Below are 14,214 nucleotides of genomic sequence, written 5' to 3'. Positions count from 1 at the left end.
GCGAAAAATATCTTCGCGCTGAACCTTAGACTCTTGTCTATCGTATCATCTAATACAGGTTGTTACTATCGGAGGAGACTACTTATGCACAGCATTCATACGCTTGATATCGAATTCGAGCAGGGCGGACAACGGCAAGTCATTACCCCGACCCTTCTTCAAGACGGGCAGGATACGATTCTCGTCGATTGCGGATATCCGAATTTCGAAGCTTATCTGGAGGCAGCGGTTAACCGGGTAAACCTCGCTTTATCATCGATCACCAAACTCATCGTCACGCACCACGATATCGATCACATGGGCTCGCTTGCCGCTCTGAAACGAATGTACCCGAGGATCGAGATTATCGCTCACGAGTTGGAGAAGCCTTATATTGTGGGAACCGCCAAGTCGCTGCGGCTTGAACAAGCCGAGTCGGGATTGGAAGCTATGCCGGAAGAGGCGAAGCCTTTCGCCGAACAGTTCATTGCCTTCCTGCGAACGATGGAACCGGCCGCGGTGGATCGCACGGTCTATTCCGGCGAAAAGTTGCCTTGGTGCGGAGGCATAGAGATCGTCCACACGCCGGGACATATGACCGGTCATATCTCGCTATACGTACCTTCCAGCAAAACGCTTATCGCCGCCGATGCCGTCGTCCTGGAACAAAGCAAGCTGGACATCGCGAATCCCCAATACACTCTAGATATGGAAGCGGCATTAAACTCCGTTCGAAACCTGCTTGCATTCGATATCGATAGATTGATTTGCTACCACGGCGGCGTTCTCGAAGGGGATGTACGCGGAGCACTCCGGAAGCTTCTAGAGCATTATAGTCAATGATCCGGCGGCTATCGCCATACAGGGAGGAAGATAAGTGACGCACGAAATCATACCTTACAATGAACGGCATCACGATGAGCTTGTGGACATCTGGCACCGGGCCGTCGTTCGTACCCACGCGTTTCTGACGGAGGCCGATATCCGGTTCTACCATCAAATCGTCCGCGACGGCGCATTGAGAGCGATCGAGATTTGGATTTCAGTGGACGAGGATCGAACGCCTACAGGGTTTATCGGGCTCGACGGAACCGCAATCGAAGCTTTATTCGTAGATCCCGATCATCATGGAAAGGGTATAGGCAGCCGATTCATCCAGCATGCGGCAATCTTGAAAGGGGACATTCTCCAGGTCGATGTCAATGAGCAGAATGAAGGAGCATGCGCCTTCTATAAACGTCTTGGATTCGCTCAGATCGGGCGGTCGGAGCTCGATCCTTCGGGCAAGCCTTTCCCCATCCTTCACCTGGAATCGAACTTTCATCGTCTCCGCGGCTAGTTGCATGCGCGCATCAAAAAACCCGCGCAGAACGCGGGTGCCCGAGCAAGCCTTATTCGTTCGTCGAAGGTTTCGGATCCAACGTAGCCGTCGGTATGTCGTCTACCAGATGGCTGCGCTTCGCGATATGGATCCGCAGCATGCCTTCGAAGCCTTGAAAGTTGTCCGCCGACGTTCCGCCGATGACCTGAAAATCGTATAGCGTACCCGATTGGTCCTTCTCGAGGCGATTGAATCGGATTTCCTTTACGGACGGGCTCGAGACGTCGTAAATCGCCAGCTTCTTCTTGAGCCCCGGCGTGGGAGCCAAATACGCATCGACGCCGGCCGGTCTCTCTCCCGTGACTCCGAGATCCCGCTTGAGGATCGCTACGACCAATCCTGCCGCGGTTTTCTCGTCTTTGCCGCGGACGCTTGACAGCCGAGACTCCCACCAAGCCGAATCCCCGCCCTCCCCCGGCTTGAACAAAACCGATCCTTCTTCCTTCGCAAGCGCGATTCCTGCCGAATCGGAGTTCATCGACGCAGGATCGGCGCTAGCCTGAACGATTCCGCCCCACCCCATCAACATCCATCCGATAACGGCGAGCAGCCCTGCCCGTTTCATCGTTCGATCTCCTTTCGTACTTCCTAATTGGCAATCCAAGGAAGTAGCATGGCCAAGAAGCAAGGAATTCATGCGTAAGCAGATCGATTCGCTAGCGAACACCCCCTAAGAACAAGAGACTGTCCCAACTCGGCCAACGCAGCGTCCTCGCTCGACACGAACTGCATGAATGGCAGGTATTCCAACTTGCGGGAACTCCTTGACCTGTAAACGGTACGAAGTGCAACTATTTGGGTCATGCAGTTGAGGTAGCGAGGAAGGCTATGCGCTGCCGGTCAGAGGAAATGCCCTTTTGGGACACCTCGTCTGGTTCGAATTCGCTAAAGTCTGACCTCATACTCGCAATACTCGTCTCCATTAATGTTGCATTTGACCTCCTTAACCGTCACTCTTCGATTCATGATGCGGGTTAAGGCGCCTTCCATAATCGCCCCTTCCAAGTCGCACACCATCTTTTCATCCTGCACGGGCAGCCCCTTGCAGAAACAATCGTCCACGGCAATTCGAATATCGTTGTTGTCTTGTTGAATAATACGCGGTTTGCCAATCCTTAAATCTTCGAATAGCCGCAACAACTCTTCCAGAGAGTCAACCGGCAAGCTTTCCCCGATCTTCCTTCCGATAGTGAGCGTCGTGCCTTTGCCTCCGAGCGGCAACGCTTGGTACATCCCGATCAAGCGAATCGTCCTGAACAATTCCAGCGGAACCGTGTCTCCGAGCTCCTTGCGATCAATCTTCTTCATATCCTCGAATGTAAATCCGTTCATACGATCCTCTCCTCTTCGATGCTTCGATAGATTCGGATTCGAGTACAGTATACGAGATTGAATCTCGGAGATTGTGATAGCAATCACACAAAGCGTGTGAACAAAATTTGTACATTTCGCTTGCACCTTACGTTACGTAAGGTTCTATAATGAAGCTACCGGTGATCGAGCTAGCGGCAAAGAACGGAGATGATTCATGAAACGATATTGGAAGGTCGGAGACTTGGCCAAGCTGACGGGGCTTACCGTGCGTACGCTCCGCTTCTACGACCAGATCGGGTTGCTCTCGCCGTCGGCTGCTACGGAATCGGGGCACCGGCTCTATGGCGACGAGGATTTATCGCGACTCTATCGAATCGTCTCTCTGAAGGAGTTGGGCCTGTCGCTCGACGAAGTGAAGGCGGCGCTGACGGGCCGCGGTATTGCCCCTCTCGAGGTCGTCGGCCTGCAGATCGAGCGGGCGCAAGAGCAAATACGGCGGCAGCAGAAGCTGCTGGATCAACTGCGGCACGTATCTAAGCTGATGAAAGGCAAGGAACAGGTGACCGTAGACGATTTCACCGCCCTTCTTCAGGCGATGAAGAACGACTACGAGAAGCCGATTCTGAATCGCAGGCAAAGCTGGGAGCAACGGTTCGGTCTGCTGGGGATGTTCTTAGCGGGCGGGAACGAGGAATCAAATATTAATAACAAGGAGGATTAAGATCATGCAAGAAAAATTCGTAAAGCATGGAACGTTCGTAATAGATAAAACATACCCGGCATCCAGGGAGCAGGTATACGAAGCAATGGCCGACGCCGAAGCCAAAGCTCGTTGGTTCACGAAGCCGGAAGTGTTCGAATTCCGGGTAGGCGGACGGGAATTCAGCAGCGGCGAATCCCCGGACGGCCGGTTGTTCACGTTCGACGCGACCTATCAAGAGATCGTTCCCCTCGAGCGGATCGTTTACACGTACGCGATGGACTTGGACGGCGTGCGCTTCTCCGTTTCCGTTACTACGATCGAGCTTACGGACGCGGAAGGCGGCACCAAGCTGACCTTTACGGAGCAAGGCGCCTTCTTCGATGGGCTCGATGCGGTGGAGAATCGGGAACACGGGTCGAGGGAACTGCTGGAGCTGCTGGGCAATTCGCTTGCTCGGAGCGAAGAAGCCGCTGCCGCGGAGGAAGACGCGGACCCGGCTCCCGGCGACTTGGAGTTCGTCCATACGCGTATGTACGATTATCCAAGGGAAGAGGTTTACCGGGCATGGGCGCAACCGGAGCTTCTGACGCGGTGGTGGGGGCCTAACGGCTTCACGAGCACGTTTCATGAGTTCGACTTCCGCGAAGGCGGCTTCTGGCGCTTTACTTTCCACGGACCGGACGGCAAGGAGTATCCGAACGAGAATAAGTTCATCGAGATCGAGCCGGGGAAGCGTATCGTTCTGGAACATCAAGGCGCTCCCGAGTTCCGGCTTACGGCGACATTCGCCGATAAGGGTGGTCGAACTCGGTTGACGTTCCGTCAACAGTTAAAGGACGAGAAGCTATTCGAGCAAGTGAAATCATTTTGCCCGGACGCCAACGAACAGAACTTGGACCGTCTTCAGGCCGTGCTAGAGGGACGGCGCGAATCGTAACGATCCGACGAGCCTCACCGACAGACCTGCCTATCCGCCCCACGGCGTCTGCTCCGTTTCGAGAGACGGTACGGAGCGACACCTATGGGGTTGTAGTTAATGTCCGGCTTTCTTCGCGGCTTTGGCTTGCTCATGCGCAGCCTTCTTCGCCGCCTTCGCTTGCTCGCGAGCCGCTTTCTTGGCTGCCTTGGCTTGCTCATGCGCAGCCTTCTCGGCTGCCTTGGTTTGCTCGCGAGCGGCTTTCTTCCCTGCTTGGGTTTGCTCGCTTCGTGCTTCTACGGATGCTTGCTCGTCATCGACTTCCTCTTCCTCGGACACCCCCCCGCCTTTAATCGCCTTCTCCAGCGACCTCTCGATATTCCGGGTAAGCGCAGCTCTCGCGGTCGGGTTCTTCACGTACTCCAACGCTTTCGTCAATGCTTCGATATTGTGCTTTAGCCGAAGCTCGAACACGACGGGTTCCATCGGCCTAGCGTTATCCTCGACCTTGCTTGCGGCTTCCGAGGCAGCCTTCGTATCGATCACGGTTACGTCTTTCTCGGATACATCGTTAATGGTCACCTCTTCAGTCTTCAACGCGACTTCTATTGTCTCTATGAATATTTTCAGGATGTAGAACGGATGGCCGGGCACGAGAACCGGTATCGTATCGGAAGTCGTCGATCCCGCATTCGCGGATATCGTCACGGTCGCTTGTTCCGTCGTCGCGTTCGCTTTGCCGTCGTCCGCGTATGCGCCGGTTGTTCCGAACCCCATCGCAATTGCGCCGCCAAGCAAGCTGTTCATCATCACTTTGTAGTACCTATTGTTCATCGTTGCGTTCCCCTCTACTCTTAGCTGTCGAATCGATCTCCTATAACTTTCGACAAGCATCGTCTTTTTGAGGGGGTACGCCGCCCGACGCGACGTTGACAATGCGTCCTGCCGAGGCTACGCTGATAGCGACCCGCTACAAGGAGGCATGCATGAAAAACTTGCTCGTCTGCGGTTACCGCGCGAACGAATTGAATATTTTCAACCAGAAGCACAAGGGGATCCCCTATATTAAAATGGCGATCGAAGCCCGTCTCGTACCGCTGGCCGACGAGGGCTTGGAATGGGTGCTGACCGCGGGGCAATACGGCTTTGACCTGTGGGTGTGCGAAGTGGCGAACGAGCTCAGGTCGCGATATCCGCAGCTCAAGACGTCTATTCTGACCGCCTATAAGAGTCCGGAGGAGCGGTGGAGCGAGGAGAAGCAAACCTACTTTCGCGACATCGTTAAGGCCGTGGACTATTACGGCACGGTAAGCAACCAGCCGTACAACGGTGCCTGGCAACTCCGCAACCGCGACGACCTGTTGCTCCGCAAGTCGGACGGAATGCTGCTGTTCTACGACGAAGACGCCGGAGAGGCAAGCCCGAAGCATATGAAGCATCGGGCGATGAAGCGGCAGCAGGAGGACGGCTATCCCATCTACACGATGACCGCGGAGGACGTGCAGTCGATTGCGGACGAGCAGGGGCGGGAGTAAGGATGCCGGCAAGTTCGTCGGTAGTCTCGCGGATCTGAAAGGAGTACTCCATGTTCATTCTCATCCTCATCATCGCGTTGCTGCTGTATGGCGCGCTCGTCTACTATATCGGCTGGCGGGGGTATCGTTGGCTTCGACCGGGAGCGTCAAGCCGGCGTTTCAAGATCCTGTACGTCTTCGTCGTCGTTCTGGCCGCCGTGTCGTTCATCGTCGGCCGCGTGTCGGATCTCACCTTCCTGAACATCGTCGGCGCCTACTGGATGGCCTGTTTCTATTTGCTGTTAATGCTTGTCCCGCTCGCCCATCTTACGGTTATCCTCCTGCGCATGACCCGGCTGCCTCGGCAGCGAACGCACCGATGGGCGGGGATCGTCACGGTGGCGCTGCTCCTATCCTTAATGGCGTACGGCACCTATAACGCCTACAGTCCCGTCGTTCGGAGTTATGACCTGAAGATGGATAAAGGCTCTTCTTCGCTCGAAACCCTTCATATCGCGATGGCGGCCGATACGCACTTCGGCTTGCTGTCGGGCCGAGATCACGCGAAGCGTCTGGTGAAGGAAATGAACGCGCTCCAACCGGACTTGATCCTGCTTCCGGGCGACCTCTTCGACGACGACGTGAAGCCCTTCCTCGATCAGAAGATCGATCAGGTGCTGTCCGATCTCCATGCCCCTTACGGCGTCTATGCATCGCTCGGCAATCACGACAAGCATGACGGCCCCATGCGGGAACTCATCGAAGCCTTGGAGCGCGGCGGAATACAAGTGCTCTATGACGAGACCGTAGACGTACAAGGGCAATTCACGCTCATCGGGCGCAGAGACAAATCCGACAACTACCGGCTTCCTTTAGAACACCTTATGAACGGCGTGGATTTGAACAACCCGGCCATTCTATTGGAGCATCAGCCTTACGAGTTCGACATTGCCCGGCAGGCAGGCATTGACCTGGTCGTGTCCGGTCACACCCATCGCGGGCAGATCTTCCCGGGCAACCTGATCACGGACGCGATCTATGAGAACGATTGGGGTTACTTGAAGAAGGAAGGGATGCACACGATCGTGACGTCCGGTTTCGGCTTCTGGGGTCCGCCTATTCGGATCGGCACGCGTTCGGAGCTCGTCTCGATTCATATCCAATTCGAGTAGTTCGAATGCGATTGCGATTGCCTTCCCGCCTTTACGTGTTTGAGCTGGGCCACGATAATGACGCTGATGATGACGAGCAGAAACCACGAGCTGATCTTGCTTAAGCCGACCATCCGCCAGCTCTCGTGCTGGTCGGGATATTTCCACGCCTGGAAGAACGTAGCGATGTTCTCGGCCAGCCAGATGAAGAAGCCGACAAGGACGAAGGCGAGCGACATCGGCATTCGATACGTCGCGGTTCGAACCCGATAGACGATCCAGGTGCGCCGAAAGACGATCAGCACGAGCGCCGTCAGCCACCAACGGTAATCGGGCCAATAATGATGCGTGAAAAAGTTCAAATAGATGGCGCCTCCAAGCGCCCCCGCGGGCACGAGTCCCGGCCAACCGGTAATGTCCATCTTCAGCCTGCGCCATACTTGGCACATATAACTGGCGACGCTCGCGTACATGAACCCGCTATAGAGCGGAACGCCGAACAGCTTCGTATAGGCGGGCTCGGGATAGGACCAAGACCCCATCCCGACCTTGTAAAGTTCGAGCGCCAGCCCGATGAGATGGAATACGCAAATGACCTTGATCTCGTCGCGCGTCTCCAAGCCGCCGCGATACATCGCGTATTGCACGGCCAGCAGCGCGAGCAGAATGGCGTCGTATCGGTGCAACGGCGGTACGTCCAAGACGTTCGACAGCGATAACGTGCCGAAGATCGCCACGGGAAACACGCAGCTCATCGCTTGCTGGCAGCCGAAGTGCAGCAGTTGAACGAACGGCGCGAATCGGCGCCGGGCCCTACTGCTCATCGCTGCGGTATTCCAGAATATCGCCGGGCTGACAGTCGAGCGCCTTGCAGATCGCCTCCAAGGTGGACAAGCGGATCGCCTTCGCTTTCCCGTTCTTGAGCACCGACAGATTCGCCAGCGTAATTCCGATACGCTCCGACAGCTCCGTTACGCTCATTTTCCGCTTGGCCAGCATCACGTCAATATGGATAATCATCGCCATTTCCGTTCACCTCAGACCGTAAGATCGTTCTCGGATTTCATGTCGATCGCCTGCCGCAGCAGCTTCTCCAGGACGGCGGCGAACACCGCGACCACCATGGACGCGAAGATCAGCACCAAGCCGATCAGGATAATGCCCGGGGCGTCGTCCCGCTCCGCGAGTAGATAGAAGAGCGGTAAACCAAGCACGTACAGCGCGCTGATCGCGAGCGCGCACTGCTTGATCCGCATGAGGGCCGTCACGGACTGCTCCGAGAAAGCGTCGTTGCGGTCGATATAGGTTAACAAGTTGAAAGCCTGGTACAGAGCAACGTAGAACGGGATCGCGGACGCGTATAGATCGACGTACACGAGCGCTCTCAAATACGAGTGGTCCGGGTACAATTCCGCCATGAAATTCCCGATCTCGGGCACGACGAAAATGCACAGAGCAAGAACCGGAATGCCCATCAATACGACGGCCGACTTGAGGAAAAGCGTGGGTACTCGTTTCATAACCTGCACCTCTGTTCAATGGATTCGCATCGAATATAGCATAATATTTATCGTAATTCAATAAATCATTATCGGAATACAGCTATAAACGAAACGACGGCAGCCTTGGACCGGGATAGATCAAGTCCAAGACTGCCGCCGTTATAAGCGATATGACCTTTATTCTTTTGTCACGTCCAACAAGCCCAGAAGAACAGTCACCGCCTCCGCTCTCGTTGTCTTGCCTGTCGGATCGAATTCGCCCGAGCTTCTGCCCTTCACGAGTCCAAGCGTCCGGATGGCGTTCACCGCGCCTTTCGCCCACGTCGAAATCAGCCTGTCGTCCGCGAAGCCGGTTGCGGCGTTCGGATCGACGATAAGGTCCGAAGCATTCGCGACCATGACGGCCATCTCGGAACGGGTGATTTCCGCATTCGGACGGAAGGTGCCGTCCGCATACCCGTCGACGAACCCGGAGCTCGCCGCCCGGTTGATGCTCGACTCCGCCCAATGGCCGACTACGTCGCGGAATGCGGCATTCGGCGTCTCATTCGTCGACTTTGCCGCCGGTTCCTCCGTTACGGCCAAGCCCGTGTCCCCGTCGACGACCAGCACCGCGTACTTCGTGAAATGATCGACTTCCGCGCTGATGCGTTTACCTTCGATTTTACCTCCTTCTGCTTTCACCCATACCCTCTTCGCTTCATCGTAATAGAAGATCGCTGCCGTTCGTCCGCTATTTGCTTTCTCCTGATCGAGCCGACCGCGATATATTTGCCGTCGCCGTATGCGACTGCCTTTAAATTTCCGCCGACCGGAGACGGCCGGACGCTCCAACTGTCAAAAAAACCGGCAGCCGAGACGCTTGGCGTCGCATAGTAAACCGTCGCAAGCGTTAGCGCTGAAAAGAAAGCGCCTCCTGTCAGGTATTGCAGTAAATAATAGAAAAAACAGGAAAAACCCGCGACTTTCGCGGGTCTGCGTCCATTTTAGTCCTGTAGATTCTTTTTCACTTCATGAGGACGTAGGCGAGTGCGTAAGATGCACCAGCTCGGGCATTTGTCCGAATATGTTCTCCGTGTTAGGCGAGTCTCCGAACGAGAGATGACGAATCCAATGTTCGCGGGCCGCAGCATGATCTGCTGCCTGAAAGCAGCAGAAGCCCAGCCGATAATAAATGTCCTGGATATCGGCATCATCGAATGTCATTGCTCTCCTATAATCGCTTATTGCCAATTCCCATTGACCGAGCGATTCGTAGACCCATGCGCGGTTGTAGTAGATCGTCGCGTTCTCTTGTCGGATCAACGCTTGATTTAAATCCTCGATGGCCAGATCCGGCTCATGGCGTTCATAATAGAGAACCGCGCGGTTCATCAAAGCTTCCGTCAATTCCGGATCGGCCTCAAGCGCGCGGGACAATGCCCGAAGCGCGTCGTCCCCGTTCCCCTCGGCCATCTCGATCAGTCCGAGCGTGCACAGCAATTCCGCATTACCTTCGTCGAACTTAAGTCCCCGCAACGTATCTTGGCGCGCATCTTCCAATCGGCCGGACTCGTAATACAACGTCGCCCGGTTCAACATGCCGTCCAGGTGATCCGGTTCAAGCTCCAGCAAGCAACTGTAATCGGCTATCGCCCGATCGGTTTCCCCAAGACGATTCAGCACGCCCGCGCGGTTATAGTAAACTGCCGGGAGAGGCGGGCCATACCGAATCGCTAGATCGTAATCCGCCAGCGCTTCGTCCATTCGGCCGCAATAACTATAGTAGTTCCCGCGATTGAAATAATAGTCCGCATAATAAGGATCTTGATCGATGACGCGGGAGAGGATGTCGATCGCGCCGTTCCAATCCTTCTTGGCCGCGAGCAGATTGGCTTGGTTATTAAGCAGAACGGTGCGTAGGAGCATGTGCTCTTTCGGCTCCAATACTCTATTTAATAACTCCCGACCCTGGGCGACGATCTCCAATGCGGCATCCAAATGACCTATTTTCATCTCGATGAGCGCAAGTCCGTTCTGATTGAATACGGTATGGAAGCTGCGTTCCCGCTCGTCATCGAGTTGAGCCGCGCAAGCGATGCTCCGTTCGATATAGGATCTGGCAATCTCGTAATCCTTCTCGTCATAGTACCGGGTATAAAGCATGGAGAGTCCATAATAGCATCCCATATGCATCATCGTATCGCTTGTATTCGATAAAACCGCCTCGTATAGATCCCTCGCGTCATCCATCCGATCTAATGAAATATATGCCAACGCCATGAGATTCGCCAATGTCCAACGTTGCTTGACCATGCTCTCCCAATCGGTATACGTCCAACCGCGTCGACCCAAATCGATGACCGCCTCGTAGAAGCCCATTCCGCTGCAGTAGTCGATGGCGTCTAATAGGGCTTCTAGCGCCTTTGCCGGGGAAGAACCCTTCTCTAGATGATAGAGTATGGCGCCTATGCGAAGCGACTGCTCATCCAGTAGAGCAAGCTCGTCGGCACGACTATCGTGAAGGGATTTGCGTTTCTCCTCCGGTAGGGAGGAATAAGCCGCTTGCAGCTGTTCGCATTCGGTAGTGCACTCCGATTCGAAATATTCGGCAACTAACCGATCAGCGGGTAAGGTTACGCTATCTCTTCGGCGAGATGGAGCGGCGACCCGCGTCGCATAAAGACGAATCGCATCTTGCAATTTACCTGGCTGTATAGCCGGCGGCGAACTGACGATCACTTTGACTTTGGAAGGTTCCGCGCGACGCAACAGCACGGATAAAAACTCCGCATCCAGCGAATCGCATGCGTGAGCGTTCTCGACGATCAGCGTGATCGGCCCTTCCAGCTCCGCGCACCGTATATAGAAGTCGGTCAATCCATGCGCCATGCGCAGCGTTTGTACGCCAGCGTAGAAGCGAACACGTTCATTATGCGACGCGGCGGAAGTCAATGTCTCGATGCGCTCGGGAATATACGTCTTTAGTTCCGGAGCGATAGCTAATATTTCAAAGCTATGGAAGCTTAACAGTTCTCTTCTTCGCCCAGCGAATGCGGGAACAAGCTGCCTAAGCCATTCGTTGCTTGCCGTATAGGGCCCCCTTCGACGCTTATGGCCGTCTGCAACGAGCGCCAATCCCGATGCTAGATCGTCCGCGTAATACGCTTGCCTGTCTTTCAGGTCAGGAGCAACCAGCCATACATGCCTTTCGTTTGCTTTCGTCAACTTTAGGCCCCCAGTTCTTGGTTAGCGGCAACCCCCGCCCTTGCTCGTTTGCGTTGAACGATCTCTTTCCTATATAGATATGCAGCAAACCCTAATTCCACAAAAGTTAGACCCGCAAAGACGATCGCATCCCAACGTTGAATGCTTGTACCCGAGACGAGGTGATGATAGGTATCCCACAATAATCCGAGCATAACGGGAGTCATATAGAGCAGCGTGCCCGCCATGAACAACCAACCTCCGGCATACAAGAATACATACCAACCGGCGACTTTGCGATCGCGATCCGTGAATTGCGACATGTCGATTTTCTTCTCTCTGGCATTACGCACCGTGTACCAATAATTTCGCAGCGTCGCGCGGGCCGCTTGCTGCAAATTTCTACTTCCCGAAAGGTTCAGGATCACATAGTAGATGTCCGTCTGCAGGAAAAAATAAAATTGCCATACGAAATGAAGGATCGTCAAGTACGCCAGCGCGCACAAATAAGAAGCCCACCCTGCGCTGCCGCCGCTGCGGATCAACCATCCGGCGACTAGAATGCATGCGGAGTAGAAGATCACATCCGCCAGCATTCCTGCTAGAAAAGGCATGTATCTACGTTTCTTTGGAATCCCCCAGATACCCGGCATGGAGGATTCAAAGACGATCATGTACATTCTGCGGCCAATACCCAGCTTGCTAGGCATTCCTAAACGGCGACCGGCCGCCAGATGCATTCCTTCGTGAAAGAACGTTGCGGGCAAATCGCCTACGAGCAGTCCGAGCACAACGATCGTCGAATACTCCGAGAACGCAATGTGCTCTCTAGATGGCAATAGCGACGGATCATTCCACATCATCCATGCCGCCCCGCCGATGATTAACAGATATAACAAATATGCCGGAGACTTGAATAACCATCGGCCCAGACGTTGCCCTTTAATATAGCTTGTCTCGCCTGGGTCCGTCTCATCGGCCGTTTCCTTAATGAACGTTAGCTCTTGCAAGGTAGCCAGAAAGTCCTCTATGTCCAGTTCCTCGTTATAGGTCGCTTGGTACCACTCGCATACTTCCGATATCGTCTTGCCTTCCTGAAACCTCCGAACGATCTCGGCGCCTTCCTCGGGAAAGACGGCAAACGTGTCGGTTCCGTATCTTCCGATGTTCACGCCTTCTTCCTCTGTGAGGAATGTCAAAGGATGAAGGTTGACGGTGTTATGATTCAATGTAAATAATCCTCCCGCACCTTCCAATCACGGAATGATGCAATGATTGAAAGAGCAGGACGACAGGCGCCCCGCTCCTTTGTTCTACAATGACGGTTTTTTAAGCATAGCAGCCTTTCCACATGTAGACGGATGTTCCTTTGGGCCATCGCGTGACCTTAACCGCCTCCGTCTTCTTAACCGTAATCTTCTTCATCTGATTTCCCTCCTTAACTCTTTGTATAATTGCCCGCCCTTTTCGGCGCACAATACTAACATCATAAAAGTTGCATAGATTATGGTAAATATGCCAATGTGCTCATTCGTTGCAAAATTTAGATCGATTTTCTCAGGGCCAAATATCCTCACGCGTGCGCTTCAAAACCGCTCGACCCGCTAATTTTCGATTCAAATGACCCTCAGGTAAAACAAAAGTCCCGATGAGCGACTGCATCATCGGGACCTACAATAGTTCGAAGATCTAAAGGCGATTATACCAAATCCATACTGAGTAGCTTATCGTCATACGCTGAATTACATCGAACAAGAATTCGTTATCTCGGCCGCAGGTTTCGACAATAGCGTTTTTACATACATTCTATCCGAAGTGATCGTGTGAATCGAATTGTCATTCAACGACCGAAGAACAAGCTCATTCCCATGATGAGCGATTCTCAATCCGAGCAATACGTTATGCTCGACTCCCGTAGGGTGGGCGAATTCTACACATACATAATCATTATCAAACTGCGCTAGATTCTTTCCTAAAGCGCCCCACTGAATTGCTGAGTTTTCAAGCAATTGTTCGAACGGGCTTGGAGCAGTCAGTCTGTATAGTAAAAAATAGACCAAGCGCGGAAACAGACCCGTCGTAATTGTGAAATAAAGGGTTACTGCGCCCAGCGCCGCGAGAAGAAGAAGTGCTGCTGTTGATATTACTCGATACCGTTTACTCTTATTTTTACTGGTTGCAGTAGGAAGATGAACATTGTGTAAATATTGAATAATCATATATAGGAATAATACGGGAAGTACTGCCCCAACAGCAAGAAACGAGTAAACAAAACCATACGAATATACGAGTTCTTTCGGCAATGTAATAGGGTTGGTGTATGCCGAAACCAATGAAAGCACATCATTTTTGGCTTTACTCTGCAATATTACAAATCCAATATTGTAGATTAGAAATGCACTAACGGTACCGAAAAAAAGACTTATTGTCAGGTGATAAAAAAGTCTGGAACTATTTTTGTCGATTTTATTGGGGCTGCCGCTGCACGTGATAATCACGAAAAAAAGAAAGTCTGGAACCGCCAAAAATCTCCACGTAAAGAAAGTCGGAAACCATATTCGCCAAGCA

The 14,214-nt window shown here is 53.5% G+C and carries 16 protein-coding genes; 6 read left to right on the top strand and 10 right to left on the bottom strand.

Annotation, left to right across the window (positions count from 1 at the left end):
- The first annotated feature begins 84 nt into the window (after positions 1-84).
- Both COHPA_RS0117570 and COHPA_RS0117565 read left to right on the top strand, forming a co-directional pair.
- Entirely contained in the window at positions 85-822 is a 738-nt protein-coding gene (locus COHPA_RS0117570; protein WP_027087462.1) for an MBL fold metallo-hydrolase, read from the top strand.
- Positions 823-856: 34 nt separating this feature from the next.
- Positions 857-1,318 carry an acetyltransferase gene (locus COHPA_RS0117565; RefSeq protein ID WP_027087461.1) on the top strand — a complete coding sequence of 154 codons (462 nt, stop codon included), beginning with the start codon at positions 857-859 and terminating at the stop codon, positions 1,316-1,318.
- Positions 1,319-1,370: 52 nt separating this feature from the next.
- On the opposite strand, the gene COHPA_RS0117560 is transcribed toward COHPA_RS0117565, so the two are convergent.
- Positions 1,371-1,925 carry a hypothetical protein gene (locus tag COHPA_RS0117560; protein ID WP_027087460.1) on the bottom strand — a complete coding sequence of 185 codons (555 nt, stop codon included), beginning with the start codon at positions 1,923-1,925 and terminating at the stop codon, positions 1,371-1,373.
- Between the two features lie 320 nt (positions 1,926-2,245).
- Positions 2,246-2,692, bottom strand: a complete 447-nt coding sequence (locus COHPA_RS0117555; protein ID WP_027087459.1) for a V4R domain-containing protein — start codon at positions 2,690-2,692, stop codon at positions 2,246-2,248.
- A 196-nt stretch (positions 2,693-2,888) separates the two neighbouring features.
- Here COHPA_RS0117555 and COHPA_RS0117550 point away from each other — a divergent pair, with 196 nt between their 5' ends.
- Together COHPA_RS0117550 and COHPA_RS26340 are read left to right on the top strand one after the other, a co-directional pair.
- Positions 2,889-3,395 carry a MerR family transcriptional regulator gene (locus tag COHPA_RS0117550; protein WP_027087458.1) on the top strand — a complete coding sequence of 169 codons (507 nt, stop codon included), beginning with the start codon at positions 2,889-2,891 and terminating at the stop codon, positions 3,393-3,395.
- A gap of 4 nt (positions 3,396-3,399) precedes the next feature.
- Positions 3,400-4,314, top strand: a complete 915-nt coding sequence (locus COHPA_RS26340) for an SRPBCC domain-containing protein (RefSeq protein ID WP_027087457.1) — start codon at positions 3,400-3,402, stop codon at positions 4,312-4,314.
- Between the two features lie 96 nt (positions 4,315-4,410).
- Here the strand turns inward: COHPA_RS26340 and COHPA_RS0117540 are convergent, their stop codons facing one another.
- On the bottom strand, positions 4,411-5,127 hold the full coding sequence (locus COHPA_RS0117540; protein WP_027087456.1) for a hypothetical protein: 717 nt from the start codon (positions 5,125-5,127) through the stop codon (positions 4,411-4,413).
- A 152-nt stretch (positions 5,128-5,279) separates the two neighbouring features.
- Between COHPA_RS0117540 and COHPA_RS0117535 the strand changes: the two genes are divergently transcribed.
- Positions 5,280-5,828 carry an SLOG family protein gene (locus tag COHPA_RS0117535; protein WP_027087455.1) on the top strand — a complete coding sequence of 183 codons (549 nt, stop codon included), beginning with the start codon at positions 5,280-5,282 and terminating at the stop codon, positions 5,826-5,828.
- A gap of 50 nt (positions 5,829-5,878) precedes the next feature.
- Positions 5,879-6,979 carry a metallophosphoesterase gene (locus COHPA_RS0117530; RefSeq protein WP_027087454.1) on the top strand — a complete coding sequence of 367 codons (1,101 nt, stop codon included), beginning with the start codon at positions 5,879-5,881 and terminating at the stop codon, positions 6,977-6,979.
- Here COHPA_RS0117530 and COHPA_RS0117525 read toward each other — a convergent pair.
- The 7 genes from COHPA_RS0117525 to COHPA_RS0117490 all read right to left on the bottom strand — a co-directional run bounded on the left by COHPA_RS0117525 (position 6,961) and on the right by COHPA_RS0117490 (position 14,171).
- Positions 6,961-7,782, bottom strand: coding sequence for a DUF817 domain-containing protein (locus COHPA_RS0117525; protein WP_027087453.1), 822 nt, complete (start codon positions 7,780-7,782; stop codon positions 6,961-6,963). The two genes, COHPA_RS0117530 and COHPA_RS0117525, sit on opposite strands and share 19 nt — an antisense overlap.
- Positions 7,772-7,984 carry a helix-turn-helix domain-containing protein gene (locus COHPA_RS0117520; protein ID WP_027087452.1) on the bottom strand — a complete coding sequence of 71 codons (213 nt, stop codon included), beginning with the start codon at positions 7,982-7,984 and terminating at the stop codon, positions 7,772-7,774. The genes COHPA_RS0117525 and COHPA_RS0117520 overlap by 11 nt, the downstream gene beginning before the upstream one ends.
- 11 nt (positions 7,985-7,995) lie before the next feature.
- Positions 7,996-8,478, bottom strand: coding sequence for a DUF2975 domain-containing protein (locus COHPA_RS0117515; RefSeq protein WP_027087451.1), 483 nt, complete (start codon positions 8,476-8,478; stop codon positions 7,996-7,998).
- A 159-nt stretch (positions 8,479-8,637) separates the two neighbouring features.
- Positions 8,638-9,144, bottom strand: coding sequence for an S-layer homology domain-containing protein (locus COHPA_RS23730; RefSeq protein WP_027087450.1), 507 nt, complete (start codon positions 9,142-9,144; stop codon positions 8,638-8,640).
- Between the two features lie 327 nt (positions 9,145-9,471).
- Positions 9,472-11,667, bottom strand: a complete 2,196-nt coding sequence (locus tag COHPA_RS0117505) for a tetratricopeptide repeat protein (RefSeq protein ID WP_027087449.1) — start codon at positions 11,665-11,667, stop codon at positions 9,472-9,474.
- Positions 11,668-11,669: 2 nt separating this feature from the next.
- The gene (locus tag COHPA_RS0117500) at positions 11,670-12,875 is read right to left on the bottom strand and encodes a hypothetical protein (RefSeq protein WP_027087448.1); all 1,206 of its coding nucleotides are present in this window, start codon (positions 12,873-12,875) and stop codon (positions 11,670-11,672) included.
- 513 nt (positions 12,876-13,388) lie between these two features.
- Positions 13,389-14,171: a hypothetical protein gene (locus COHPA_RS0117490; RefSeq protein ID WP_027087447.1), complete on the bottom strand. Its 783-nt coding sequence runs from the start codon at positions 14,169-14,171 to the stop codon at positions 13,389-13,391.
- Positions 14,172-14,214 lie beyond the last annotated feature (43 nt).

Origin of the sequence: Cohnella panacarvi Gsoil 349 (assembly GCF_000515335.1) — a bacterium.
GTDB classification, from domain to species: Bacteria; Bacillota; Bacilli; order Paenibacillales; family Paenibacillaceae; genus Cohnella; species Cohnella panacarvi.
This window is presented reverse-complemented; position numbering and strand designations above follow the sequence as displayed.

What these genes read in the sequence shown, in the direction of transcription:
- COHPA_RS0117570 (WP_027087462.1), top strand. Translation starts at nt 85, where the DNA reads ATGCACAGCATTCATACGCTTGATATCGAATTCGAGCAGGGCGGACAA.
- COHPA_RS0117560 (WP_027087460.1), bottom strand. Translation starts at nt 1,925, where the DNA reads ATGAAACGGGCAGGGCTGCTCGCCGTTATCGGATGGATGTTGATGGGG.
- COHPA_RS0117555 (WP_027087459.1), bottom strand. Translation starts at nt 2,692, where the DNA reads ATGAACGGATTTACATTCGAGGATATGAAGAAGATTGATCGCAAGGAG.
- COHPA_RS0117550 (WP_027087458.1), top strand. Translation starts at nt 2,889, where the DNA reads ATGAAACGATATTGGAAGGTCGGAGACTTGGCCAAGCTGACGGGGCTT.
- COHPA_RS26340 (WP_027087457.1), top strand. Translation starts at nt 3,400, where the DNA reads ATGCAAGAAAAATTCGTAAAGCATGGAACGTTCGTAATAGATAAAACA.
- COHPA_RS0117540 (WP_027087456.1), bottom strand. Translation starts at nt 5,127, where the DNA reads ATGAACAATAGGTACTACAAAGTGATGATGAACAGCTTGCTTGGCGGC.
- COHPA_RS0117535 (WP_027087455.1), top strand. Translation starts at nt 5,280, where the DNA reads ATGAAAAACTTGCTCGTCTGCGGTTACCGCGCGAACGAATTGAATATT.
- COHPA_RS0117530 (WP_027087454.1), top strand. Translation starts at nt 5,879, where the DNA reads ATGTTCATTCTCATCCTCATCATCGCGTTGCTGCTGTATGGCGCGCTC.
- COHPA_RS0117525 (WP_027087453.1), bottom strand. Translation starts at nt 7,782, where the DNA reads ATGAGCAGTAGGGCCCGGCGCCGATTCGCGCCGTTCGTTCAACTGCTG.
- COHPA_RS0117520 (WP_027087452.1), bottom strand. Translation starts at nt 7,984, where the DNA reads ATGGCGATGATTATCCATATTGACGTGATGCTGGCCAAGCGGAAAATG.
- COHPA_RS0117515 (WP_027087451.1), bottom strand. Translation starts at nt 8,478, where the DNA reads ATGAAACGAGTACCCACGCTTTTCCTCAAGTCGGCCGTCGTATTGATG.